This window comes from Agromyces sp. NPDC055661 (genome assembly GCF_053618135.1).
Genome location: NZ_JBSHHC010000001.1, coordinates 765,822 through 790,593 on the forward strand (window position 1 = coordinate 765,822; position 24,772 = coordinate 790,593).

The window sequence follows — 24,772 nt, forward strand, 5'->3', positions numbered from 1 at the left end:
GCCCCTCGCTCGGTGGACGCGCCGCCGGTGCAGTGGTTCAGTGGTCTCGTGACCCACATGGTCCACGCGGACTATCTCGTGGTGGGGGCCGGCGCCACCGGGATGGCGTTCACCGACGCCCTCGTCGACCATGCGCCCGGCGCCCGCGTCGCGATCGTCGACCGACGGCACGCCGTCGGCGGACACTGGCTCGAGGCCTACCCGTTCGTGCGCCTGCACCAGTCGTCGGCCTTCTACGGGGTCGCGTCGACCCTGCTCGGCGGCGGCCGCCTGCAGCAACGTGGACCCGAGACCGGACTGCAGGAGCGTGCGACGAAGGCCGAGGTCTGCGCCTACTACGAGCACGTCCTGGCCGACCGCCTGCTCGAGTCGGATCGGGTGGAGCTCTTCGCCGGTTGCGAGTACCTCGGCGACCGGACGTTCGCGTCGCGCGTCTCGGGCGAGCGGTACGAGGTGCCCGTGGACTGCCGCATCGTCGACGCGCACCACCTGTCCCCCGTGATCCCGGCCGAGGAGCCGCCGCCGTTCGCGGTCGCCGACGGCGTGCGGGTCGTGCCCGTCAACGAGCTGGCGCACCTCGACGCGGCGCCGAGCCGGTACGTGATCGTCGGGTCGGGCAAGACCGCGACCGACGCCTGCATCTGGCTCCTGTCGCGCGGCGTCGAGGCCGACGCCATCACCTGGATCCGCCCGCGCGATCCCTGGATGCTGAACCGCGCGGTGATCCAGCCCGACCCGGCGATCTTCCTCGGCATGGTCGCCGACCTGATGCGGGCCGCGACCGACGCGGCATCCCTCGACGACCTCTTCTTCCGGCTCGAGGACGCCGGCATCATGCTGCGGATCGATCCCGCGGTCACGCCCACCATGGCCAAGGCGCCCACGCTCGGACGCTGGGAGCTCGAGGTGCTGCGCACCATCGACGACGTCGTGCGCCACGGGCACATCTCAAGCGTCGAACGCGGTCGCATCACGTTCGCCGACACGTCGGTCGCGATCCCCGAGGACGCCCTCGTGGTGCACTGCGCCGGCGACGGCCTGCGGCAGCCGCCGCTCGTGCCCGTCTGGACGCCGGACGCGATCACGCTCCAGCCCATCCGGGCGGGCTTCCCGTGCTTCGGCGCGGCCCTCGTCGGCTACGTCGAGGCGACCCGCGAGGACGACGCCGAGAAGAACCGCCTGTGCCCGCCGACGCCCTACGGCAACTCGCTCGCCGATTGGGCGCGGATGACGGTGCTCGGCGCCCGCGCCTCGAGCTCGTTCGGCGCCGAGCCCGACATCAAGGCATGGGCCGACGGTGTCGCGCTGAATCCGGTTCGCACGCCGCCCGGCGAGCGGAGCGCCCGGCTCGACGAAGCGCTGCACCGGATGCAGGCGAACATGGGGTCGGGGGTCGCGAGGCTCGCCGAGCTGGCGGGCGTGTCGTGAGCTCGCCCGCGCCCGGAGCACCGCGGGCGAAGACGCCGCCCCGCTCGGGCTGGGTGATCGCCGCGCTCTGCACGGGCACCGCGCTCAGCGCGCTGAACTCGGGCATGACCGCCGTGTCCCTCAGCACGCTGCGGCAGGAGTTCGCGGTCGACGTCGCGACCGTGACCTGGGTCATCTCGGCCTTCTACCTCACCTCGGCGGTGCTGCAGCCGCTCATGGGACGCCTCGCCGACGAGTACGGAGCCCGTCGCGTGTTCGCGGCCGGCATGGTGATCACCATCATCGCGGGCGCCCTGGGCCCGTTCGCCTCGACGTTCGCGTGGCTGCTGGCGGTGCGGATCCTGCTCGGGATCGGCACGGCCACGACGTTCCCCGCGGCGGCCGCCATGCTCCACGCCATCGCCGAACGCTCGGGCGGCTCCGCGCCGAAGATGATCGGGCGCATCCAGCTCATCGACACGAGCTCGGCAGCGGTGGGTCCCGTCATCGGCGGCGTGCTGCTCGTCCTGGGGGGCTGGCAGGCGATCTTCTGGATCAACATCCCGCTCGCCGCGATCGCGCTGATCTGGACGCACCTGCTCGTGCCCCGCGACGCACCACGTGCGCGCACGCCGGTGCGGACGGTGCTGCGCGACGCCGACGTGCCGGGCATCCTGCTGTTCGTCGTCACGATCGTGGCGCTGCTCGTCTTCCTGCTCGACCTCACGAGCGACCCGAACTGGCTGCTCGTGCCGGTGGTGCTGGGAGCGGGCGCGCTGTTCACGTGGCGCGAACTGCGCGCGTCGACGCCGTTCATCGACCTGCGCCTGCTCGCCGCCAACGTGGCCCTCGTCCGCGTCTTCGTGGTCTTCATCCTCGCGAACCTCGTGTTCTACAGCGCGCTGTTCGGCATCCCGCCGTACCTCGAGGACCACGCCGGCTACCGCACCGACGTCATCGGCCTGCTGCTCCTGCCGCTCGCCGCGTTCAACGCGCTCGTGACCCCGTGGGCCGAGAAGCTCATCGACCGGCGCGGACTCCGCGCGGCATCCGTCATCGGCGCGGTCGCGCTCGCGATCTCGACACTGTCGCTGCTCGTGCTCGGGGTCTCGACGGCGCCGCTCGTCATCCTCGCCGTCACCGCGATCATCGGCATCCCGTACGTGCTCGTGCTCATCTCGATCACGCAGTCGCTCTACGTGGCGGCGCCGCCCGACCAGGAGGGCCAGGCGGCCGGCTTGTTCCAGACGGCCCGGTCGCTCGGATGCATCGGCTCGACCGTCGTCGTCGGCCTCTCGTTCGCGGGTGGCACGAGTCCCGTCGACTGGATGCTGCTCGCGGCGATCACCGGCGCGCTGGGCGTGCTGTACCTGCTCGTCGTGATGCTGTGGCACACGCGGCGCCCGGTGGCACCGGCTGCGCCGAGCCCAGGCCACGCCGGCGCGCCTTGACAGCGGTGCGGGCCGGGAGGAGGCTCGCACCGAGGCATCCCGGAGCGCATCGCTCACGAGGAGGTGGGGCCGATGGAGGAACGACCGATCGAGGCGGTCGGCACGTCCACGGCGGCGTTCGTCGGTCTCGCGCCCGAGGGCCCGATCGACGACCCGGTCGGCATCGACTTCGACGGATGGGGCACCGACGAGGACGCGATCTGGGGCGCCCTGCACGCCGGCTCGCTCCGGCCGGCGCTGCGGAGCTTCTTCGAGAACGGCGGACGTTCGGCGATCGGCGTCCGCGTCGAGGACGCCGGTCTCGAGGGCGTGACGTCGGGGCTCGAGGCGCTCGACCGGGTCGATCTCGTCAACCTGCTCGTACTGCCCGCCGAATCGGCTGACCAGGAGGATGCGCGCGCGATCGTCGCCGAGGCGGCGGCCTTCTGCGAGCGCCGTCGGGCGATGCTGCTCGTCGATCCGCCGCCGTCGTGGACGGATGCCGCGGCGGTGCGGACGGCCATGGCCGAGGGCGCTGCGGCTGCGGTCGGCACCGCGAGCCCGAACGCCGCGCTGTACCTGCCGCGGCTCCGGCGCTCGGATCCGATGCGGGGCGCCCCCGAGGCGTTCTCGCCCGCCGCGGCCGTGGCCGGCGTGATCGCCCGCACCGACCTCGCGCAGGGTGTCTGGTCGGCGCCCGCCGGGACCGACGCCGACCTCCGCGGCGTCGACGGGCTCGCCTTCGACCTGGGCTCGCGCGACTCCGAGGCCCTGAACGAGCTCGGCATCAGCACGCTGCGTACGTTCCCGGGGCATGGCCCGGTCGTCTGGGGTGCTCGCACGCTCGCGGGCGCGGACGCCACGGCGACCGAGTGGAAGTACGTTCCGGTGCGTCGCATGGCCCTCTTCCTCGAGGAGAGCATCGAACGCGGCCTGCAGTGGACCCAGTTCGAACCGAACGACGAGGAGCTGTGGGCGGCGGCGCGGAAGTCGGTCGGCACGTTCCTGCACGAACTCTTCCGCGCCGGGGCGTTCCACGGGAACAGCCCCGATCGCGCGTACTTCGTCCGGTGCGATCGCGACACCGTGACGCAGGGCGATCTCGACACCGGCGGGTTCACCGTGCTCGTCGGGTTCGCGCCCATCAAGCCCGCCGAGTTCATCGTGCTCCGCATGCGGGCACTCGCGCTGCCGCCGAACGACTGAGACGCGAGCGGATGCCGCGTGCCGGTGTCGTCGGCCACGGCAGACCTGAGCGGATGCCGCGAGCCCTCGCCCGCGGCATCCGCTGGTCTCGACCGTGTCGGCGTTCAGCCGCGCATCGTGGCGAAGAACGCCCGGATGTCGCCCACGACGTCGTCGGGGACCTCGAGCGCGGCGAAGTGCCCGCCCTGCTCGAAGCGGCTCCAGTGCACGATGTTCGAGTTGTCGCGCTCGGCGAAGACCTTGATCGTCTGGAAGTCGTCCGTGAACACGGCCACGCCCGTCGGTGCGTCGTTCACCTGCGGCTCGCCCTGGGCGCGTGCGTCCTCGAGGTAGACGCGGCTCATGCCGGCGGCGGCATTCGCGAACCAGTTCACGGTGACCTCGGTGAGGATCTTCTCGAGCGGCACGAGCGAGGTGCCGTTGCCGAAGGAGTTGAACAGCTCGCTGTACGCGAGCAGGCCGACCGGCGAGTCGCTGAGACCGACGGCGACGGTCTGGGGGCGGCTCGCGTTCATCGTGTTGTAGCCGCCCACCGACTGGAACCACTGCATGTGCTCGAGGCCGGCGTAGTCCTGCGGCTCGAGGCGCTCGAACTCGGCCGGGTCGCCCGACGGGAACGAGAACAGCTGCAGCACGTGCAGGCCGAGGAAGCCGTCGGGGTTCAGCAGGCCGAGCTCGCGGGCGACCATCGCGCCGTTGTCGGAACCGTGGATGCCGTACTCGATGTAGCCGAGGCGGCGCATGAGCTCGTCGTAGGCCCGGGCGACGCGGGCGGTCGCCCAGCCGGGCTCGGTGACCGGGTTGGAGAAGCCGAAGCCCGGGGCATCCGGCACGACGACGTCGAAGGCGTCCTTGGCGCGACCGCCGTGGGCGACCGGGTCGACGAGCGGGCCGATCAGGTCGAGGTAGTCGACGGACGAGCCGGGGTACGTGTGCGCGAGCAGCAGCGGCGTGGCGCCCGCGTGCGGCGAGCGCACGTGGATGAAGTGGACGGGCTGCCCGTCGATCTCGGTCATGAAGTGCGGCACGGCATTGATGCGCGCCTCTTCGGCGCGCCAGTCGTAGGTCGTGCGCCACTGCTCGACCGCGTCGCGGAGGTACGCGTTGGGCGTGCCGTAGCTCCAGTCGTCGCCGGGCGCCGGCTGCGGCAGGCGCGTGCGGGCGAGGCGGTCCATGAGGTCGTCGAGCTCGGCCTGGTCGACCTCGACGCGGAAGGGGCGGATGTCGGTGGCGGTGGTGTTCGCGGTGTTCGTCATGTCTCCGACGCTACGGCGCCATGAGGAACGTTCGATTCCTAATTGTGGAAATTGCGCTTGCCGTCGTCTCGAAGGGCTGCGAACGCTCCGCTCAACCCCGGTAGCCCTGGGTGACCTCGTCCTTGTGGGCGGCGAAGGCGGCGAGAACCTCGCCCTTCTCCTGCTCGGGCACGCCGACGGCATCGAGGGTCCGGCCCAGCTCGGCCGCCACCTCGTCGAACTCGTCGGGCGAGATGTGGAGCCGGCGATGCGCCTCCTCGAGGCCGAGCGTCGTGCTGCCCGGCACCGTCGCGGTGTACTCGAACGGCCCGCCCGCGACATTGCACACCCAGAGCGTGCGCATGAACTTCAAGCCGGGGAGCCGACCGAGGTTCTGGGTGTGCCACTCACGGAGCGCCGGGTTCTGCGACTGCTGCCCGACGATCGGGTTCCGGACGACCGCATCGCTGAAGTGGTCGACGACCGCGGCGATCGCGAAGACGCCGCCGAGGCGTTCGTAGAGGCTCTGATCCGACATGGCTGATCTCCTTCGATCGGATGCCACGGAAACTGCCGCCCTGCAGCGCAGTTTCTATAATTGATAGTTGTTGAATATACAGCGGAAGTCGCCCGGCGTCCATGGTGATCCGATCGGATGGCCGGGATCGCCGGGCAGAATTGGGGGCATGTCCGACACGGCCGCGCGACTGCTCGCCATGCTGTCGCTGCTGCAGGCGCGACCGGACTGGACGGGCGCCGAGCTCGCCGAGCGGCTGGGGGTCTCACCCCGGACGATCCGCACCGACATCGACCGGCTGCGCGAGCTCGGCTACCCCGTCGATGCCCGGCGCGGCTCCGCCGGCGGCTACCGGCTCGGCGCGGGCGGCAAGCTCCCCCCGCTGCTGCTCGACGACGAGGAGGCGGTGGCCGTGGCGATCGGACTCCAGGTCGCCACGGGCATCACGGGCATCGAGGAGTCGAGCGCCCGCGCCCTCGCGAAGCTCGAGCAGGTGCTGCCGTCGCACCTGCGTCCCACCGTCGCGGCGATCGGCGCGGTGGTCGAGAAGGCGCCCGAGAACATCGGCACGGATGCCCCCGACCCCGAGGTCGACCATGCGGTGCTCGCCGCGATCGCCGCCGCCATCCGCGACGTGGAGTGGCTGCGCTTCGACGACCGCGGCACTCCGCGGCTCGTCGAGCCGTATCGCCTGCTGAGCTGGCAGCGCCGCTGGTACCTCGTCGGCCGGGATCCGCATTCGGGCGAGTGGGGCGTCCACCGTGCCGACTGGATCGAGCCGCGGATGCCGACGCGCCGCCGCTTCGAGCCCAGCCCGCTGCCCGGCGGCGACTACACGGCCTTCGCGATGCGCTCGATCGCGATGAGCGGATGGAACGTGCACGCGCGCTTCCGCGTCGCCGCCCCGGCCGAGGCCGTCATCGCGCGTATCAACCCCACCGTCGGCATCGTGGAGGCGGTGTCCGACGACGAGTCGGTGCTCGTCACCGGCGCCGACTCGCTCGACACGATCGCCGCGTACATCGGCATGCTGAACATGGACTTCACCGTCGAATCGCCGCCCGAGCTCGCGCCGCTGCTGCGCACGTACGCGCAACGCTATGCACGCGCGGCCGACGGTGGGACGCTGGAGGCGTGACGACGACCATCGAGCGGCACGTCGACATCGCCGCCTCGCCCGAGGGGGTGTTCGACCTCGTCGCGGACCTGCACGGCTACGGGCGCTGGCTCACGTCGTCGACCGACTACGAGGGCACGAGCGAGATCTCGCCGCCGCCCGTCGAGATCGGCACGACCTACGTCGAGCACAGCCGCCAGGGCGTGCGCCGCGGCATGGTCATCGCCGTCGCGCGGCCCGACGTGATCGCGTTCCGGCAGCCGATGACCCTGCGTCCACGGCTTGCGGGCACGATCGACAGCACCGTCACCATGTCGGTCTCGGCGACGGCGATCGGCGCGCGCGTGACGCGAACCGTCGAGCTCGGCATCCCGCGACGCATCGGGTTCCTGCGATCCGTGATCGTCGGGCGCTACGCGCGCGAGAGCGAGCGGTTGCTCGCGGCGCTGAAGCGGCACGCCGAGGGGGCGACGGGGGTGCAGACGGAGGAGAAGGAGCATCCGTGACCGAGACCGAGACCACGAACGGGCCCGGGGCCGGGGCCGCGACGACCGACTGGCCGACCGCCGAGCTGCACGTGCACCTCGAGGGCACGATGGAGGCCGAGCTCGTCGTCGAGCTCGCGCGCCGAAACGGCATCGCCCTGCCCACGGACGACCCCGTCGTGCTGCGCGAGTCGTACGCGTTCGCCGACCTGCAGGAGTTCCTCGACCGCCTGTACGCGAACCTGCGGGTGCTGCGCACCGAGCAGGACTTCCACGACCTTGCGAGCGCCTACCTCCGGCGTGCGCACCGAGCGAGCGTGCGCCGGGCCGAGATGTTCTTCGATCCGCAGACGCACCTCGGCAACGGCATTCCGTTCGAGGCCGTGATCGGCGGCCTCGCGTCGGCTCTCGACGAGGCACGGCGCGAGCTCGGCATGTCGGTCGCGCTCATCCCCTGCCTCCTACGCGAGCGCGGGGCGGATGCCGCGATGGACATGCTCGACGTGATCCTGCCGTTCCGCGAGCACTACGTCGCCCTGGGCATGGTGTCGACCGAGGTCGGATACCCGCCGCCGCTGTTCGCCGACGTCTACGCCCGCGCTGCATCAGAGGGTCTGCACCTGGTCGCGCACGCCGGCGAGGAGGGTCCGCCCGAGTACGTGCGCGACGCGGTGGACGTGCTGCACGTCGAGCGGGTCGACCACGGGAACCGGTCGATGGAGGATCCGGAGCTCGTGCGGCGGCTCGCCGAGCTCCGGATGCCGCTCACCGTCTGTCCGCTGTCGAACGTGGCGCTCGGCACGGCACCGCGCGAGCTGTCGCGGCATCCGCTGCCCGCGATGATGGCCGCGGGACTCGTCGTGACCGTCAACAGCGACGACCCGGCCTACTTCGGCGGCTACATCGATGACAACTACCGCGCGATCGCTTCGGCGCTGCCGCTGGATGCCGCTGCGCTCGCCACGCTCGCCCGCAACTCGTTCACGGCGAGCTTCGCCGAGCCGCACGAGAAGGAGGCGTGGATCGCGGAGGTCGACGCGGTGCTGGCGGGGGCTGCGGACTGAGGTTCTGCCAAGACCCTCGACGTCAGTGCTGCACGAAGACGCGCACGTTGCGGGGGTCGTCCGGATCACCGACGTAGGTGAGCAGGTCGATGCCGTGCGGGGTCCGATCGATATCGAAGGGGAGGAAGATCGGGCCCTCCTCCTGGGAATCGGTTGCGTCGAGGCGAACTGTGAGTCCACGCCAACCGCTGTCGCTCAACAACCACACGCCAGTGCCCGTGATCCTCTGGCCGCGAGACGGATACGAGAATCGTTCGGCGACGGCCGTGCCGTCCGACTCCAGCGTCAGCGTTCCCCCGCCGCCTGAGGAATCGAGCACCCACGTGCCGACCATGTGCTCGACGAGCACGGGCTGGCTTCGGTAGTGCGCCCACAGCCCGACGTAGACGATTCCTGAGACGAACACCATCGCCACGATCGAGATCGCTACGCCGATCACCCACCAGCCCAGAGTCCGCTTTGCATCTCTCATCACGAGTTGATCCATTGGTCGTAGTCGGTACCGACGAACATCGAGCGGAAACGTACGCTCGAGAATCTCGACCCCAGGCCTTCCGGCAGATCTGCAGGCGCGCGCTCGCAGAAGCAAACGGACACGTCGGCCTCGCCCATGCGTCCTCCCTCGTCTCGCAGTACCGCGCGAAACTCTACGGCAGTCACGCGCTCCGTCCGGAACGCCCATCCCGCAGACGAATGGCGCCGATCGGGCATCGACTCCGGGACATCCGGTCACCGCCCGTTCTACCGGACGTCACCGCGCGGGCCTAGCGTGAGTGGATCAGTCGCGCACCGCCGAAGAAGCCGAGGAGAGCGCATGTCCACGAGACGCCGCACCACCGCCGCACTGACCGTCACCGCCACGCTGATCGGAGCCGCCGCCGTCACGGCACTGGCCGGCCCCGCTGCGGCCGCCCCACCCGACGGGCGCGGACCCACCGAGCTGCGCGTGGCGACCTACAACCTCTCGCTGAATCGCAACGCGCCCGGGCAGCTCGTCGCCGACCTGACCACCGGCACGAACGCGCAGGCGAAGACGGTCGCCGAGGTCATCCAGCGCGCGAACCCCGACATCGTGCTGCTGAACGAGTTCGACTACGTGCCGAACGACCAGGCGGTGGACCTGTTCCGCGACAACTACCTCGAGGTGTCGCAGGGCGGCGCCTCGCCCGTGGAGTATCCGTACGCCTACGTCGCGCCGTCGAACACGGGCATCGCGAGCGGCTTCGACCTCAACAACAACGGCCAGGTCGTCACGACGCCGCTCGCTCCGGGCTATGGCGACGACGCATTCGGCTTCGGCGCGTTCGAGGGCCAGTTCGGCATGGCCGTGCTCTCGAAGTACCCGATCGACGCGAACGCCGTGCGTACCTTCCAGCGCTTCCTCTGGAAGGACATGCCGGGCGCGCTGCTTCCCGACGACCCGAACACCGCGGCGCCGGCCGACTGGTACTCGGCCGCCGAGCTGAACGTGTTCCGCCTCTCGAGCAAGTCGCACTGGGACGTCCCGGTCGACGTGAACGGCCGCACCGTGCACGTGCTCGTCTCGCACCCGACCCCGCCGACCTTCGATGGTGCCGAGGATCGCAACGGCCGTCGCAACCACGACGAGATCCGCTTCTGGGCCGACTACGTCACACCCGGCACCGCCTCGCGCTACATCTACGACGACGCCGGCACGACCGGTGGGCTCAAGCCGGGCTCGTCGTTCGTGATCCTCGGCGACCAGAACGCCGACCCGCTCGACGGCGACTCGGTCGCGGCCGCGATCGACCAGCTGCTGCGGCATCCGCGCATCACCGACCCGAAGCCGACCTCGGACGGCGCGGTCGAGGCCGCGACGCTCCAGGCGGGCGCGAACCTCACGCACCGCGGCGACCCGAAGTACGACACGGCGGACTTCGCCGACACGGCGCCGGGCAACCTGCGTGCCGACTACGTGCTGCCGTCGCGGGACCTCCGCGTGCTCGACGCGCACGTGTTCTGGCCGGTGCAGGCCGACCCGCTGTTCCGGCTGACAGGGGTGTTCCCGTTCCCGTCGAGCGACCACCGGCTCGTGTGGGTGGACCTGCGGGTGCACTCGTAGGGGTGTGTTCGTCGCACCGCTGAGGTGACGGATGCCGCGGGCCGGAGAGGGCTCGCGGCATTCGTGCTCGATCACTCCCACCTCCAGCTCACGTACCTCCTTCTCCATCCCTCACCCCCTTCTCCGTCACTCCCCCACCTCCAGCTCACTCAACTTCCCTTACCGCCCACCCACCTCGGCGACTTGTCCTCAACAGGCCGTAAATTGGTGCTGTTATTCACAGGCTGATCTGGCCTTTTCATGCACGCTGAATGTCGGTGGGTGCTGTGATCATGGATCCATGACCGGCATCAGCGACACCCTCCACGAGGTGCGGTCGCGGCTGCTCGCCACGCTCACGTTCGACGCGCCGGCCGGCTGGACCGACGACGAGCTCCTCGCCAACGCGGGCGTGCTCGAGGCGCTGGGTGGGGTGGTCGATGCGCACCGGGTCGCGGTCGCGGGTGAGGTCGCGGAGCGGTCTCGGGTCGAGCTCGGCGATGCACGGCTGTCGACCCGCAAGGGGTGCCGGTCCGCGGTCGAGCTGCTCGAGCGGGTCACCCAGGTGTCCGGGGCCGAAGCGCGCCGACGCATCACCCTCGGCACCGCCACCCGCGTGCGGGACGGGTTCGCGGGCGAACCCGGCGGGGCTCGGTTCCCCGCCGTGGCGGCCGCGCTCGGTGCGGGTGAGGTCGGGGCGGATGCCGCGGCCGCGATCATCCGCGAACTCGACCGCACCCGGCCCAACGCCGACCCCGCCCGGCTCGCCGCCGCCGAACAGGCACTCGTTGCCGAAGCGACCGGGTCCGGCGACGGGGCGCCGGTGCGGTGCACCGCCGACGAACTCCGGATCCAGGCGCAGGCGTGGGCGGTGTTCCTCGACCCCGACGGCGCCGAGCCTGCTGATGAGAAGGCGATGCGTCGGCGCGGGTTCCGGCTCGGCCGCACCCTGCGTGACGGGCTCATCCCGGTCACCGGCGAATTGATGCCCGAGGTCGCCGCGAAGCTCACCCGCCTCTTCGACGCGCACCTCTCACCCCGCGTCGGCGGCGGATTCCAGACCGACCAGGAGCGGGCCCGAGCGGCGGAATCCGGTGAGGACCGCACCGCCGATCAGCAACGCCACGACGTGCTCGCCGCGATCATCGACACCGCGGCCCGTTCCGGGGAACACCCCGCGATCGGCGGCGCCGCACCCACCGTCCTGGTCAGCGTCCGCGCCGCCGACCTCGCCACGGGGCGCGGGGTCGCGCATGCCGACGGCATCGACACCCCGATCTCGCTCCGTGCAGCCCGGCACATGATCTGCACCGGCGGCACCCAGACCATCACCTTCGACCACACCGGCCGGATCCTCGCGCTCGGCTCGCCCGAACGCTGCTTCACCGCCCACCAGCGCCGTGCGATCACCATCCGCGACGGCGGCTGCATCATCCCCGGCTGCACCATCCCGGCCGCATGGACCGAGATCCACCACGTCACCCCCCATACCGACGGCGGACCCACCCACCCCGACAACGGCGTTCTCCTGTGCTGGTTCCACCACCGCACCATCGACACCTCCGGCTGGATCATCCGCATGACCCGCGGCGTCCCACACCTCCGACCACCCTGATGGCTCGACCCCACCAAAACCTGGCGACCCACCACCAAATCCCCCACCCGCCACGCCGACCAACACGAACGACCACCCAGAGCACCCGCCGCGTGACGCGGTTGCGAGCGCGCCCGAAGCACGAACGACACCGGCGCGCCGTCAGTTCCCGCCGAGCCCCACCCGATCGGGCACCGCGCCGACGACCCGGGGCAGCCACGACTCGACGTCAGGCCACGCGCGACCGGTCGGCAGGTGCCGCAGCAGCTTCGCGAGCGAATCATCGGCGGCCGGCCAGGGGATCACGCGCGTCGGCGACTCCGCGGCGAGCACGCCGAGCCACCAGTGCTTCCACGTCGCCGCCATGTGCTCGGGCTGCAGTACGACGTAGTAGTCGGGGACGTTCATCTCGTGCCGACCGGCGGCCTCGAGCGCACGATCGATCTCCAGTTCGAGCACTCCGTAGGTCGACTGGTCGTCGAAGAACTCCACCCAGGCGTTCGCGACATGAGCCAGCGGATCGTGGTCGTGCACGACGTACGGCGCCGCGGCCGACGCCGACCAGCGCGCAACGTCATCGTCGGAGACCTCGTCGAAGGTCGCGGCCCGCACGTTCGCGTACCGCTCGAGCGCGTGGATGGCCGACGTCGCCTCGTCACCGACGACGACCAGTGTGGTGCTGGCCGGTGCCTCCATTTCCGCATCATACGTCCGCTCGAGGCGGGTTCCGGGGGCCGGACGTTCGTTTCGCGAAGACCGTCACACGACCGTGACGCGCCCGTCACAATCCGGGCAAGCCCCGATAGCCGAGCGCCGGTGTCAACGGATCCGCAGCACGACGTTCCCGCGCTTGTGCCCGCCGTCGACGTACGCGTGCGCCTCGGCGACCTCGTCGAGATCGTAGGCGCGATCGATGACCGGCCGGAACTTCCCCGACTCCGCGAGCCGCATGAGCTCGGCGAACTCCTCGTGGCTCACGCGCTCGCCCGACGTCGTGACGAGCTTGCCGCTCCGCCGGGTGTCCCGCTTCGCGCGCAGCATCCCGCGCAGGCCGGTCACCACGAGCAGCAGCGCTCCGCCGGGCTTCAGTGAGCCCTCCACCCGCTGGAACGGCGCGTTCCCGACGCACTCGACGATCACGTCGTAGGTCGAGCCGTCCCGCGCGAAGTCCGCCGCCCGATAGTCGATCACCCGATGGGCGCCGAGCGACGTGACGAGGTCCGCGTTCCCGGCGCTCGTGACCGCCGTGACTCGAGCCCCACGAAGGGCGGCCAGCTGCACGGCCGCCGTGCCGACGGCACCGGATGCCCCGTTCACGAGCACCTCGGAGCCGGGGCCGAGCTCGACCATGGCGAGGTACGCCAGCGCGGTGTGGCCGCCGAACACCAGGGCGACAGCCTCCTCCCACGACAGGTTCGCCGGCTTGTGCGCAATCGCCTTCGACATCTGCACCCGCGCGTACTCCGCGTGCCCGCCGAAGTCGCCCCCGAGCATGGCGACCACCTCGTCGCCGGGCGCGAACCCCTCGACCTCGTCGCCCACCTCCTCGACCACGCCCGCGATGTCCATGCCGAGCACTGGCTTGCGCGGACGGAAGACGCCGAGTGCCACCGGGATCATGATCCCCAGTCCCTCGGGCAGGTCGCGGCTGCGCATCCGGTGATCGGCGATGCTGACCGTGCTGGCGTGCACGCGCACGAGCAGCTCGTCGGCCTTCGGCACCGGCCGCCGCATCTCTTCGACCCGAACGACCTCGGGTCCGCCGAACCGGCGCGCCACCGCCGCCCGCATGGTCGCGGTCGCGGTCGCCGTCGTGGTCGCGGTCGTGGTCGTGGTCTTCGTCGTGGTGTCCATCTCGAACCTCCGGTTGCCTTACGTTGTAAGTCTTACGACGTAAGGTAGCGTGGAACCGAGGGTTTGTCGAGGGTTGGAACACCGGATGTCCCGGAGGCTCGTACGGTGGTCCAAGACTCGCAACGAGCGATCAGCGCTGAGACACGCGAGATGGCAGGAAGGAGGCGACCATGACCTCGACGACGCAGCAGACCGGTCGCCGCACACCGCTCTCGCGAGAACGCGTGCTCGCCGCCGCCGTCGACCTGGCCGACTCCGCCGGCATCGACGCACTCACCGTCCGCCGCCTCGCGGAGTCGCTCGGCGTCGAGGCGATGTCGCTCTACTACCACGTGCCCAACAAGGAGGCGATCCTCGACGGCATCGTCGAGCTCGTCTTCACCGAGATCGAGCGCGACGTCGGCGGCTTCGAGGTGCCCGAGACGGATGCCGCATGGCAGGCCGCGCTGCGCGCCCGCATCCTGGGCGCACGTCGGGTGATGCTGCGGCATCCGTGGGCCCCTGCGCTGCTCGACAGTCGCAGCGGACTCGCACCCACGACCGCCCGCTACGTCGACTCCATCGTCGGCACGCTGCGCTCGGGCGGACTGTCGTACGACCTCATCCACCACGCGATGCACGCGCTCGGCAGCCGCATGTTCGGGTTCTCGCAGGAGCTCGGCGAGGACGACGACTCGGGCGACGACACCGACCTGGCGCAGCTGGCCGCGATGGTGCCGCACCTCGCGGCGATGCTCGCGGTCGTGCGCCATGACGATCCCGACTCGACCCTCGGATGGTGCGACGACCAGTACGAGTTCGAGTTCGGCCTCGACATCATCCTCGACGGACTCGCACGCAAGCGCGCGTTCGAGTCGGAGGCCGAAGCCGCCGCCGACGCTGCCGACCGAGCTGGAAGCTAGCCCGCGACGCCCAGCCGCGCGTCCGCCTCGGCCATCGCTGCCTCGACGACGCCCAGCGCCTCGCCCGCGGGCGCACCGCCGATGGTGAGCACGCCCCACGCGTCGTCGAATCGCACGTACGACGACGACGCGTTGTCGAGGCGCGGATAGTGGCGCGGGTCGTGACCCGAGATCGCAGCGAGGGTGAAGCGGATCAGCGTGCCGTGCGCGACGGCCAGCACGCGCGCACCGGGGTGGTCCACTGCGATGCGGTCGAGGCCACGGATGCCGCGGGGCCCCACCTCCACGTCGGGCTCCATGTCGGCGAAGTCGCGCTTCGGCCAGCGCACGTCGAGCTCCGAGACGAGCGTGCCCTCGGCCTCTCCGAAGTCCTGCTCGATGAGTTCGTCGTAGGCCCCGCCGACCGGCAGGTCGAGCTCCCGCGCGATGATCGCGGCGGTCTCGCGGGCCCGATCGAGGGGCGAGCTGACGACGACGTCCCACGGCTCCGCGGCGAGCGGCGCGGCGGCGGCGAGCGCCTGCGCGCGGCCGGTCTCGTTCAGCGGGATGTCGGTGCGTCCCTGCATGCGGCCGGCGAGGTTCCAGTCGGTCTGACCGTGGCGGATGAGGGCGAGCAGCACGTGTTCCAGCCTAGGCGACCCACCACCCACTCCCCCGTGCGAGCACTGAGGAAATCTCCGTGCCAGACACGGATGCGGCATCCGTGCCCGCCCGGCAGCCTTGTACGCATGAACCAGACCGACCTCATCGAGGAGATCACCCCCATGACCGAGAGCGCATCCGTCCAGTCCGACGCCGACCTCGCACTCAAGCAGAAGCACCGCGCGATGTGGGCGTCGGGCGACTATCCGACGCTCGCGTCCGACCTCATCTGGGAGCTCGGCCCGCGCGTCGTCGCGGCCGCCGACGTGCGCCCCGGCGAGCGGGTGCTCGACATCGCCGCCGGCAGCGGCAACGCCGCCATCCCCGCCGCCCTCCGCGGCGCGACCGTGGTGGCGAGCGACCTCGCGCCCGAGCTGTTCGGCGTCGGACGCCGCCTGGCGACCGAGGCCGGCGCCGACATCGAGTGGCGGGAGGCCGACGCCGAGCACCTGCCGTTCCGCGACGCCGAGTTCGACGTGGCCCTCTCGACGGTGGGCATCATGTTCGCGCCGCACCACGAGCAGGCGGCCGACGAGCTCCTGCGCGTCGTGAAGCCCGGCGGGCGCGTCGCACTCATCGCGTGGACGCCCGAGGGCTTCATCGGCCAGATGTTCACGGTCATGAAGCCGTTCGCGGCACCGCTGCCCGAGGGCACCCAGCCCGCACCCCTGTGGGGCGACGAGCAGCACGTCCGCGACCTCCTCGGCGACCGGGTGACCGACGTCGAGGCCGTGCGCGAGACCGTGAAGCTCGACCGGTTCCGCACCGGCGAGGAGTTCCGCGACTACTTCAAGCACCACTACGGCCCGACGATCGCGGTCTACAACCGCATCGCCGACGACCCCGAGCAGGTGCGCGCGCTCGACGATGCGCTCGCCGAGCTCGGACGAGCCCACGGGCTCGACGGCTCCGGCCGCGGCAGCGAATGGGAGTACCTCCTGTTCACCGCACGACGGAGCTGACCCCACCCCACCATCACCTCCCCCTGCACGACCCCGAGGAGCACCATCATGAACCTCAGCACCGACTACCAGGTCTTCGAACTGCGACGGGCCGGCGAGCAGCGCCTCCTGCGCGACCTCGAGCGCCGGCGCGTCGTCGCTGAGCGCCTCGCCGAGACCGGCGAAGCCGGCACGGGCGTCACGGATGCCGCGCGCCCGCGTCGGAGCATCCGCCAGCTGCTGCCCAGCCGCCTGCGCCCGGTCATGCCGGCCCGGCCCGCGGTCGGCGGCGCCGTGTGACCACGGGCCACCCGATCTCGGCGCCGATCGCCGCACGGCTGGCCGAGCAGGCCGCCGAGCAGACCGCCGAGATGTCCGCCGCCGAACCGGCGCGGAGGCACGCTCGTCTCCCAGACGACGTGCCTCCGCGCCGGTTCGCGCGGACGCCCGCGCGACGGGAACCCGTGCGGCGGGCCGCGTTCGGCCCTAGACTCGGCGCCGTGCCGGGGCAGACGCTGACCCCGCGCGAGAGCGCGATCCTGGCCGCGGTCGAGCGGCGATTGAGCAACCCCGAGATCGCATCGGAGTTGTTCATCTCGGTGCGCACGGTCGAGAGCCACATCGCGAGCCTCCGTCGCAAGCTCCGGGCCGAGTCGCGCGCCGAGCTCATGGCCGCGGCATCCGAGCGCCGCGACGCGTCGGTGCGACTGCCCGACACCCGCTTCATCGGCCGTGAGGCCGAGCTCGAGCAGCTCGCGGTCGCCGTCGACGGCGCGCGCTGCGTCACGATCACCGGTCCCGGCGGCGTGGGCAAGACCCGGCTGGCGCTCGAGTTCGCCAACCTGCGGCACGGCGGCCGTTCACCCGTCGTCGTGGAGCTCGAGCATGCCGAGCCCGACGACATCTTCCCGCGGCTGGCGAAGGCGCTCGAGGTGGAGTCCGCACCCGGCGCCGACCTCGCGGTCTCGGTCGCGTTCGCGCTCTCGTCGAACCCGTACCTGCTCGTGCTCGACAACATCGATCGGGTCGGTCCCGCGGTCCGCGATGCGGTCCATCGCGTGCAGCGCGAGGCGCCGACTCTGCGCGTGCTCTCCACCTCGCGCACGCCGATCGGCGACCCCGCCGAGCACGTGCTGCAGCTCGATCCGCTCGCGGTCGACGGTCCGGATGCCGCGGCGCTCACGATGTTCCTCGATCGGCTGGGCGCGCAGGGCGTGCCCCCCACCGCGACCGAGCGCGCCCGCGCCCGCGAGGTCTGCCAGCGCCTCGACGGCCTCCCGCTCGGGATCGAGCTCGCCGCGTCGGTGACCCGCTACCTCGGCCTCGACGAGCTCGCCGCGCGCCTCGACCGCGACTTCGCCGCCCTCGACCGCGCCGTCCCCGCCGGCCGCCACCGCACGCTCGAGACCACCTTCGAGTGGACCTGGGACCTCCTCGAGCCCGACGAGCGCGAGGTGCTCTGCCGTCTTGCCGCGCTGCCGCGGTCGTTCGACGTCGACCTGGCGACCGCGGCGACCCGGCCCGGCGTCGAGGGCGTGATCATGCGGCTGCTCGACCATTCGATGCTCGTGCCGACGGCCGGCACACCGCGCCGGTTCCGGCTGCTCGCCGTGATGCGCGAGTTCGTGCGCGCCCGCACCGACGCGGCGACCATCCGCGAGGTGCTCGAGCTGCACGCCACGTACCACTCCGAGATGGTCGGCGACTTCGTCGCGCGTGCCCGTACCGACGACAGCGACGAGGCGATGCGAACTTCGCTGGCCCTGTGCCCCGAGGTGAACGCCGCGCTGCGGTGGGCGATCGCGTCGCGGCATCCGTGCGCCCTGCCGCTCGCGGCCTCGCTCTCGGTGGGCATCGAGCAGTACGGCGCCGACGCCTCGAGCGTGCGCTCGGTGGCGATGGCGGCACGCGACCCGCTCGTGGTCGATCGCGCCGACACGGCACAGCTCTTCGTGCTCGGCGCGGGAATCGCGTACCTCGACGTGCCGCTCGTCGACGAGCTCGCCGAGCGGGCGCTCGCGGTCGTCGACGACTCCCCCGCCTCGCGGATGTCGGCGCACCACCTGGCCGGGCTCGCCGCCGCCTACCGCGATCGCGGCGAGGAGGCGCTCGCGCACCTGGGCGAGGCCGAGCGGATCGCCGACGAGCTCGGCGACGACTGGACCCTGGGGTCGGTGCACCAGTTCCGCGGCATCGCCCTGCGCGGCGCGTCGCTCGACGACCCCGCAGCGGCCATCTCGGAGTTCGACGCGGCGATGCGGGCCTACGCGCGGGCCGGCGACGCATTGCACGTGAACAACGCGCGCTACATGATGGCCTCCGTCGCCGCGGGAGCCGGCCTGCATCCGGCCCAGGCGGCGCAGTGGGCCGCCGAGTGCCTCGCGTACGCCACCACCGCCGGCAACCAGCACGAGCTCGCACACGCGGGGCTGGTGCAGCAGCAGCTGGCGGTGCCGGATGCCGCGGTCGACCTGCCCGAGCTCGAGGCCCTCTTCCGTGAGCTCGGCGACGCGCGCTGCCTCACTCGCACGCTGCTGCTCGCCGCGGATCGCGCCCCGACGACGGCCACGCGCCTGCCGCGCCTCGAGGAGGCGCTCGCCTTCGCCGACGAGGCGGGCGACCGCGGCAACCAGGCCGCCGCCCTCACCCGCCTGGCCGCCGCCCACTGGGCGAACGGCGATCCGACCCGCACGCGCACCGCACTCGGCCGGCTCGAGGCGATCGCCGGACCGGAGGCCGCCGCGGCCGCACGACCCGATGGCATGGAGGTCGCCGAGACGCCTAGGGCTGCCGCGGCCAGCCGATGAGCGGCATCGCGATTGGGGCGGCGACGCCGAGCACCACGACGAGGCCGTCGCCGAACGGATCGGCGAGGCCGTCGGTGGGGATCTCGTCCCAGTTGTTCGCCAACCACACGTTGCCCGACCCGTCGACCTGCACGCCCGTGTTGCGCTGGAGTCCGTCGAACGCGAACCCGGTTCCCGCAGGCGAGATGGGCGCGCCGACCTGGCCCGACGGGCACGTGGCCGGATTCGCGCCGCACAGGTACGACACGCGCTGCTGCCCGAAGTTCGCGACCCACACGTTGTCGTCACCGTCGACCGCGATGCCCCATGGGATCGTCATCCCGGCACCCTCGAACTGCTGGATCGAGCCGTCGGGCCCGACGAGCGAGACGCTGCCCTGCAGCCCCGGCCCCGACGGCGCCTCGAGGTCCTCGCCGGGCGCGCACGGGATGTTGACCACGTCGGAGTTCGCCACCCACACGTTCCCGAGGCTGTCGCTCGCCACGCCGAGCGCGTGGTCGAACGTCGTCGAGTCCCCGAACGGCGAGCCGGGCACCTGCTCGCCGTCGGACGTGAAGGCGAAGATCTCATGGCCTTCGTTCGCGGTCACCCAGACCGTGCCCGTCGCGCTCTGCGCGACGTCGAACGCCCGCCGGATGACGACCGGGTGCCCCGCCGCGTGTGCCGTGAAGGCTCGCGTGTGGTCGCCGTCGGGGTAGATCACGGCCGAGTCGGTGCCGCAGCTCGCGGTCCAGATGTCGCCATCGGTGTCGGACACGATGCCCTGCGGCCAGGAGATCGGCCCGTCGAGGTAGCCGAGGGGTCCCGAGATCGCCTGCCCGTCGGCGGTGAACTCCGACACGCTGTTCGACGTCGGCGGCGGCCCGGCGCATTCGGAGCCCGTGAAGCCGAAGTTGCTCGCCCAGACGTGCGCCCGGGTGTCGATCGAGATCCCGAAGCCGGACCCGTTGAGGCCGCCGCCCGTATACGTGTCGACCGGCCGGCCCTTCGAGTACGGATCGACGCGGAACAGCTCGAGCCCAGGGCAGACCTTCTTCGCCAGCTTCGACACGGTGGCGTTCTGATTCGTCCAGACCTTGCCCTCGGCGTCGAACGCGATGTTGCCCGGGCCGTTGAACTGGCGTCCGTTCCCGTAGAACCGCAGCGCCACGATCCACGCCGCCGGCGCGTCGGTGCGCACGGGAGTGAACCGCGGGTTCGCGGGCACCTGCGCGAACACGCCGGCCGGGTCGCCCGAGGGGTTCGCGGGCAGCAGGGTCATGGCCTCCCACGTCGTGTCGGGTCGGATGCCCCAGGCGTCCGTCGCGGCGTCCAGGAACGCCGCGCAGTCGTTCGTCCCCGCCACGCAGCCCGTGATGATGCTCGCGAGCGAGTTGACGGTCGGCAGCGTCTCCGTCGCCGGACCGTTCGGCGCCTCGAGCAGGAACCGCGTCGCGGCGCCCGTCGACAGGTCGACGAGGTTCCGGGGCATGAGCGCGGCGTTCTTCAGCCCCGGCGACGCGCCGCCCACGGCGCCCTCCACGGCGAACTGCGCGAGCGACGTGCCCGCCGCGACCGTGGACAGCTCGTCGATCACGACGGCGCCCTTGCGGAGGTCGCCCAGCGACGCGGCGAGCTCGACCGTGGCCGGCATCGCAGAACCGCGCACCGTGCCGCCCCGCGCCGTCGCGTAGAGCACGGCGTCGTCGTCGACCGCGTTGCGCAGGCGCACGTCGACCGAGCCCGAGGCATCCGTGATCGCCGTCGTGACCAAGGTCGCCTCGCCGGGCGCCTCGCCCGCCGCGTACAACCGCACGGTCGACCCGCGCACGGGCGACCCGTCGGCGACGACCGTACCCCGGATGGCCGGGCCGACGCCGCCCGGCGCGGCCGCCACGCCCGGTGCGGCGAGCGCCGACATCGGCGGCACGAGCAGCATCGCGGCTGCGGCCGTCGCGGCCGCGAGCAGTGGGATCCGGCGTGTACGACGCGACATGGCGTCCTCCCCCCGGCGCCCGTCACGTCCTTGCGCAGGCGCACCGATCCGCACGGTACGCCGGTGCGATGGGGGCGGTCAGCCCCAATCCGGGTGAGGATCGCTCGGCTTGCGGCGTTCCCCTGACGCAGCCGCGAGGATCCCGCGAGGTCGCTGTCAAGCACGTCACACACGCCGCGGCCCTGCGTAGGCTGTGCTGGTGAAGGTCGTCAGCTACAACCTCCGGAAGCACCGCGCGGTCAACGAGCTCGCCGCGCTCGACGAGAAGTACGCTCCCGACCTCATCTGCCTGCAGGAGTGCGACACGACCGACCTCCCGCAGCACATCGGCCACCTCGAGCTCGCGAGCTCGACCAGCGGCAACCGCCTCGGCCTCGCCGTCTACTACCGGCCCGACCGCTACGAGTTCCGCATCGTGCGCAGCTTCGCGCTGAAGAAGTCGCTGCACGATCACATCCTGCGCCCGGCGCACGAGCGCCTCGTCGGCGTGCGGCTGCTCGACCTCGAGCACGACCGCGAGGTGGTCGTCGCGTCGTTCCACGCCGCGCCGCTCACTGCCCTGAACTCGCTGCGCCGCCACCAGATCAAGTCGGCGCTGGCGCAGCTGCAGATCCTCGGCCCGAACCTGCCGACGCTGATGGTCGGCGACTACAACTACCCCGTCTTCAAGGACAACCTCGCCGAGAAGGTGCGGGAGGTCGGGTACGAGCTCACGCTGAGCGACGCCCGCACGTACACGCGGTACAAGTTCTTCCGCGGGCACTTCGACCTCGCGACGTCGGTCGGGCTCGACATCCGCCGCGTCGAGACGCTCCCCCGCGGGTCGAGCGACCACCTGCCGATCCTGGTCGACGCCGACTACGCGGGCACGGTGGCCCAGCCCGAGGACGTCGTCATCTGATCGGGGCTCTCGCTCACACGCCGATCGTGAGCGCCGCCGTGTACCCGTTCGCCACCGACCCCGACATGCTCGCGATCTGGTGGATGCCGCCGTCGTCGCCGAACACGTTGTCGCTCGCGAGGCTCACCTGCGACGCGTTCCGCACGCTCTGCTCGTAGCCCGAGGTGGCGTACACGAGGTCGTTGACCTCCTGCGGCAGCGCGATCTGCGAGGTCTTCACGATCGGACCCGAGGCGACGGCGTTCGCGACATCCGAGTACACCTCGAAGTGGATGTGCGGCCACCGACCCGAGTAGCAGGCCGGGTAGATCGAGGTGAACCGCACCGTGCCGGTCGAGTCGGTCTCCTGCACGCCGCGCAGGTAGTTCTCGTTCGCGAGGCCGTTCGAGTAGAGCGAGTACCCGCCCGCGCGGTCGCAGTGCCAGAGGTAGACGCCGGCGCCGACGAGCGCGCTGCCCGTCGCGGCATCCCGCACCGTGAGGGCGATCGTGAGCGGCACGCCCTGCGCGACCGTGGTCGACGAGCCGAAGCTCGAGCGGATGTCGCTGCGCACGATGCCCGAGTCGTCGAGCACGTTGACGCCGTTCGAGCCGTCGCCCGGGTAGGGTCCGCCGGTCTCGTCGGGCACCTCGGTGACGGGTCCGGTGCTCCCCGAGCCCGTCGACGGGGCCTCGGCAGATGCCGACGCGCTCGGCGTGCTCGTTGCGCTCGCCGACGCGGTCGACGACGTGTCGGGGCCGGCGCACGCCGCGAGGAGCGCGGTCGCGCCGATGCCGCCGAAGATGCCGAGCGCGCGGCGGCGATCGACCAGCGTGCGGATGTCGTAGACGAGTCCACGGTGGTCCTCGTCGATCTCGTCGCCGTGCTCGTCGATCCAGCGGGGGTCGGTGGCCATGGGTCGCTCCTTCCGGGGTGGGGACCTCCAGCATGGATGCCGCTTCCAGCCGTCGGCTGTGGGTCGCCCATGTGTTCCCTATGGGACGTCATCCGGCCAGCGCGGGAAGGAACCGGCTCCAGGCGCGCCGTCGATCGCGGCGCGGATCGTGCTCGACGCGATCCACCTCGGCGATGATGAGCGTCGCCCGATCTCGCTCGTCGTATCGCGGCCAGCTGTCGTCGGGCGGTGCATCGGCGGCGAAGCGCAACCACATCGCGCGCATGCGGACCCCGGCCGCGGCGTACTCCTCGTACCCGCCGAGCGCGGTCATGATCCGGGCGAGGGCGAGGTCGGTCCGGTCGAAGAGGGCGAACATCTCGACCCCGTGCGTCGCGTCGAGCCCGAGCACCTCGAGGAGGCGCGGCGCGACGTCGAAGCGGTACGACCAGGCGGGCGCGTGGCGCGAGTGGAAGTCCGCGACGCGGGTGCTCGGGAACCAGAACCCGAAGTCGCCGCCGAAGTCCGCCGCCGGCCGCCGCGCGGGCAGCCCGGGATACGCGTCGCGCATGGCCTGCCGTGCGCCGACGGGCGCCCGCGTGAACAGCGCCTCGATCCGCGTCGGCGTGCGCGGCAGGATGTCGACGCGACCGCGGAAGATCGCGCCCTCGCGATCGTTCGTGCCGATGATGAGCGGCACTCGATGGGCCGTCCCGTCGCGGAACGCCCGGATCGGGTATCGCGGCAGGAGGTCCCCGTCGATCACGGGTGCGAGGCAGAACGCACCCGGATAGTCGTCGGGTGTCCGCGCTTGGAGGACGGCGCAGGCGGCCACGAGGTCGTTCGGCGCCGCGGTGGTGAGCAGCTCCTGCGGTGACCGGCGGATGCCGCCGGCGTCGCGCTTCCCGTCGCGCTCCTGCCGCTCCCGCCGGCCGACGATCCCACCGAGGATCTCGACGTACTCCCCCGCCCACCGCGCAGCGAGCGACGAGGGGTAGACGGCGCTGGACGGCGCGCTCTGCGCGATCGCCCGGGCGAAGAGCCCGCGCGCCGAGGGCGTCGCCATGAGCGTCGTCACCGCGTTCCCGCCCGCCGACGCGCCGAACACGGTGACATTCGCGGGGTCACCGCCGAAGGCGCTGATGTTGTCGCGCACCCACCGCAGCAGCGCGACCTGGTCGCGGAGGCCGGGATTGCTGGCGAACGATCGCTGCGGCGTCGAGTAGCGGCTGAAGTCCAGGTATCCGAGCGCACCGAGGCGGTAGTTGAAGCTCACGTACACCACTCGCCCGTCCCGCACGAATCCCTCTCCCTGTCCCGAGAAGTCCCGCGCGGATCCGGCGCTGTAGCCGCCGCCGTGGATGTACACCATGACCGGCAGGAGCGTGGTGGCCGGGTCGTCCCAGATCGGCGCGTGCACGTTCACCGTCAGGCAGTCCTCGTCGGCGGTGATCGCCGCGATGGGCGGATGGACGAGTGGATTGCGGATCGCCTGCGGTGCGATGGCCCCGAAGCCCGCGGCATCCCTGATACCCGCCCAGGGCACCACGTCGCCGGGGCTCGCGAATCGCAGCCTCCCGACGGGTGCGGCCGCGTAGGGAATGCCGCGCCAGGCGAGCAGCCCGCGTTCCCGCACACCGCGCACCACGCCGCCGACGATCCGCACGTCCACGCTGTCGTCGTCGTGCCGCCGGCGGCGGCCGATCACGGCCGCCCGCTGTCCATGCCTCCACCTCAGCGTGATTCATCGGCATCCGCA

Annotated in this window: 23 protein-coding genes; 13 read left to right on the forward strand and 10 right to left on the reverse strand. The window is 71.7% G+C overall.

Features of this window, described 5'->3' with window-relative positions:
* Positions 1 to 57 precede the first annotated feature (57 nt).
* From ACWGO8_RS03445 to ACWGO8_RS03455, 3 genes are all read left to right on the forward strand, one after another.
* Complete coding sequence (locus ACWGO8_RS03445) at positions 58 to 1,428, forward strand: NAD(P)-binding protein (protein WP_452043513.1); 1,371 nt, start codon at positions 58 to 60, stop codon at positions 1,426 to 1,428.
* Positions 1,425 to 2,858, forward strand: a complete 1,434-nt coding sequence (locus tag ACWGO8_RS03450; protein ID WP_452041730.1) for an MFS transporter — start codon at positions 1,425 to 1,427, stop codon at positions 2,856 to 2,858. Before ACWGO8_RS03445 ends, ACWGO8_RS03450 begins: the two co-directional genes overlap by 4 nt.
* A 72-nt stretch (positions 2,859 to 2,930) precedes the next feature.
* Entirely contained in the window at positions 2,931 to 4,043 is a 1,113-nt protein-coding gene (locus ACWGO8_RS03455; RefSeq protein WP_452041731.1) for a phage tail sheath family protein, read from the forward strand.
* Positions 4,044 to 4,147: 104 nt separating this feature from the next.
* Here the strand turns inward: ACWGO8_RS03455 and ACWGO8_RS03460 are convergent, their stop codons facing one another.
* Positions 4,148 to 5,299 carry an epoxide hydrolase family protein gene (locus ACWGO8_RS03460; protein ID WP_452041732.1) on the reverse strand — a complete coding sequence of 384 codons (1,152 nt, stop codon included), beginning with the start codon at positions 5,297 to 5,299 and terminating at the stop codon, positions 4,148 to 4,150.
* A 91-nt stretch (positions 5,300 to 5,390) separates the two neighbouring features.
* Positions 5,391 to 5,816, reverse strand: coding sequence for a group I truncated hemoglobin (locus ACWGO8_RS03465; protein ID WP_452041733.1), 426 nt, complete (start codon positions 5,814 to 5,816; stop codon positions 5,391 to 5,393).
* Positions 5,817 to 5,964: 148 nt separating this feature from the next.
* Here ACWGO8_RS03465 and ACWGO8_RS03470 point away from each other — a divergent pair, with 148 nt between their 5' ends.
* The 3 genes from ACWGO8_RS03470 to ACWGO8_RS03480 are packed head-to-tail and all read left to right on the forward strand — an operon-like array spanning position 5,965 to position 8,461.
* Positions 5,965 to 6,933 carry a helix-turn-helix transcriptional regulator gene (locus ACWGO8_RS03470; protein WP_452041734.1) on the forward strand — a complete coding sequence of 323 codons (969 nt, stop codon included), beginning with the start codon at positions 5,965 to 5,967 and terminating at the stop codon, positions 6,931 to 6,933.
* Positions 6,930 to 7,418: an SRPBCC family protein gene (locus tag ACWGO8_RS03475; RefSeq protein WP_452041735.1), complete on the forward strand. Its 489-nt coding sequence runs from the start codon at positions 6,930 to 6,932 to the stop codon at positions 7,416 to 7,418. Before ACWGO8_RS03470 ends, ACWGO8_RS03475 begins: the two co-directional genes overlap by 4 nt.
* Positions 7,415 to 8,461 (forward strand): adenosine deaminase, encoded by a 1,047-nt coding sequence (locus tag ACWGO8_RS03480; RefSeq protein ID WP_452041736.1) that lies wholly within the window; start codon positions 7,415 to 7,417, stop codon positions 8,459 to 8,461. The genes ACWGO8_RS03475 and ACWGO8_RS03480 overlap by 4 nt, the downstream gene beginning before the upstream one ends.
* A gap of 22 nt (positions 8,462 to 8,483) precedes the next feature.
* On the opposite strand, the gene ACWGO8_RS03485 is transcribed toward ACWGO8_RS03480, so the two are convergent.
* Positions 8,484 to 8,948, reverse strand: a complete 465-nt coding sequence (locus ACWGO8_RS03485) for a hypothetical protein (protein ID WP_452041737.1) — start codon at positions 8,946 to 8,948, stop codon at positions 8,484 to 8,486.
* Positions 8,933 to 9,073 carry a hypothetical protein gene (locus tag ACWGO8_RS03490; RefSeq protein ID WP_452041738.1) on the reverse strand — a complete coding sequence of 47 codons (141 nt, stop codon included), beginning with the start codon at positions 9,071 to 9,073 and terminating at the stop codon, positions 8,933 to 8,935. Before ACWGO8_RS03490 ends, ACWGO8_RS03485 begins: the two co-directional genes overlap by 16 nt.
* A gap of 202 nt (positions 9,074 to 9,275) precedes the next feature.
* Between ACWGO8_RS03490 and ACWGO8_RS03495 the strand changes: the two genes are divergently transcribed.
* Positions 9,276 to 10,544, forward strand: a complete 1,269-nt coding sequence (locus tag ACWGO8_RS03495; protein ID WP_452041739.1) for an endonuclease/exonuclease/phosphatase family protein — start codon at positions 9,276 to 9,278, stop codon at positions 10,542 to 10,544.
* Positions 10,545 to 10,824: 280 nt separating this feature from the next.
* Positions 10,825 to 12,138 (forward strand): DUF222 domain-containing protein, encoded by a 1,314-nt coding sequence (locus tag ACWGO8_RS03500; protein WP_452041740.1) that lies wholly within the window; start codon positions 10,825 to 10,827, stop codon positions 12,136 to 12,138.
* 141 nt (positions 12,139 to 12,279) lie between these two features.
* Here the strand turns inward: ACWGO8_RS03500 and ACWGO8_RS03505 are convergent, their stop codons facing one another.
* Together ACWGO8_RS03505 and ACWGO8_RS03510 are read right to left on the reverse strand one after the other, a co-directional pair.
* Positions 12,280 to 12,813 (reverse strand): hypothetical protein, encoded by a 534-nt coding sequence (locus ACWGO8_RS03505; RefSeq protein WP_452041741.1) that lies wholly within the window; start codon positions 12,811 to 12,813, stop codon positions 12,280 to 12,282.
* 123 nt (positions 12,814 to 12,936) lie between these two features.
* The gene (locus tag ACWGO8_RS03510; RefSeq protein ID WP_452041742.1) at positions 12,937 to 13,971 is read right to left on the reverse strand and encodes an NAD(P)-dependent alcohol dehydrogenase; all 1,035 of its coding nucleotides are present in this window, start codon (positions 13,969 to 13,971) and stop codon (positions 12,937 to 12,939) included.
* Positions 13,972 to 14,141: 170 nt separating this feature from the next.
* Here ACWGO8_RS03510 and ACWGO8_RS03515 point away from each other — a divergent pair, with 170 nt between their 5' ends.
* On the forward strand, positions 14,142 to 14,873 hold the full coding sequence (locus ACWGO8_RS03515) for a TetR/AcrR family transcriptional regulator C-terminal domain-containing protein (RefSeq protein ID WP_452041743.1): 732 nt from the start codon (positions 14,142 to 14,144) through the stop codon (positions 14,871 to 14,873).
* Here ACWGO8_RS03515 and ACWGO8_RS03520 read toward each other — a convergent pair.
* Entirely contained in the window at positions 14,870 to 15,493 is a 624-nt protein-coding gene (locus ACWGO8_RS03520) for a histidine phosphatase family protein (protein ID WP_452041744.1), read from the reverse strand. The genes ACWGO8_RS03515 and ACWGO8_RS03520 overlap by 4 nt on opposite strands.
* 108 nt (positions 15,494 to 15,601) lie before the next feature.
* On the opposite strand from ACWGO8_RS03520, the gene ACWGO8_RS03525 reads away from it, so the two are divergent.
* The 3 genes from ACWGO8_RS03525 to ACWGO8_RS03535 all read left to right on the forward strand — a co-directional run bounded on the left by ACWGO8_RS03525 (position 15,602) and on the right by ACWGO8_RS03535 (position 19,263).
* Positions 15,602 to 16,477, forward strand: coding sequence for a class I SAM-dependent methyltransferase (locus ACWGO8_RS03525; RefSeq protein ID WP_452041745.1), 876 nt, complete (start codon positions 15,602 to 15,604; stop codon positions 16,475 to 16,477).
* A gap of 48 nt (positions 16,478 to 16,525) precedes the next feature.
* On the forward strand, positions 16,526 to 16,756 hold the full coding sequence (locus ACWGO8_RS03530; protein ID WP_452041746.1) for a hypothetical protein: 231 nt from the start codon (positions 16,526 to 16,528) through the stop codon (positions 16,754 to 16,756).
* A 200-nt stretch (positions 16,757 to 16,956) separates the two neighbouring features.
* Positions 16,957 to 19,263, forward strand: a complete 2,307-nt coding sequence (locus ACWGO8_RS03535) for a LuxR C-terminal-related transcriptional regulator (RefSeq protein WP_452041747.1) — start codon at positions 16,957 to 16,959, stop codon at positions 19,261 to 19,263.
* On the opposite strand, the gene ACWGO8_RS03540 is transcribed toward ACWGO8_RS03535, so the two are convergent.
* Positions 19,238 to 21,238, reverse strand: coding sequence for a hypothetical protein (locus ACWGO8_RS03540; RefSeq protein WP_452041748.1), 2,001 nt, complete (start codon positions 21,236 to 21,238; stop codon positions 19,238 to 19,240). The two genes, ACWGO8_RS03535 and ACWGO8_RS03540, sit on opposite strands and share 26 nt — an antisense overlap.
* Positions 21,239 to 21,437: 199 nt before the next feature.
* On the opposite strand from ACWGO8_RS03540, the gene ACWGO8_RS03545 reads away from it, so the two are divergent.
* Complete coding sequence (locus ACWGO8_RS03545) at positions 21,438 to 22,139, forward strand: endonuclease/exonuclease/phosphatase family protein (protein WP_376956135.1); 702 nt, start codon at positions 21,438 to 21,440, stop codon at positions 22,137 to 22,139.
* A 13-nt stretch (positions 22,140 to 22,152) separates the two neighbouring features.
* Here ACWGO8_RS03545 and ACWGO8_RS03550 read toward each other — a convergent pair whose 3' ends face one another.
* Both ACWGO8_RS03550 and ACWGO8_RS03555 read right to left on the reverse strand, forming a co-directional pair.
* Positions 22,153 to 23,034, reverse strand: coding sequence for an intradiol ring-cleavage dioxygenase (locus ACWGO8_RS03550; protein ID WP_452041749.1), 882 nt, complete (start codon positions 23,032 to 23,034; stop codon positions 22,153 to 22,155).
* A gap of 88 nt (positions 23,035 to 23,122) precedes the next feature.
* Positions 23,123 to 24,685 carry a carboxylesterase/lipase family protein gene (locus ACWGO8_RS03555; RefSeq protein WP_452041750.1) on the reverse strand — a complete coding sequence of 521 codons (1,563 nt, stop codon included), beginning with the start codon at positions 24,683 to 24,685 and terminating at the stop codon, positions 23,123 to 23,125.
* Between the last annotated feature and the right edge of the window lie 87 nt (positions 24,686 to 24,772).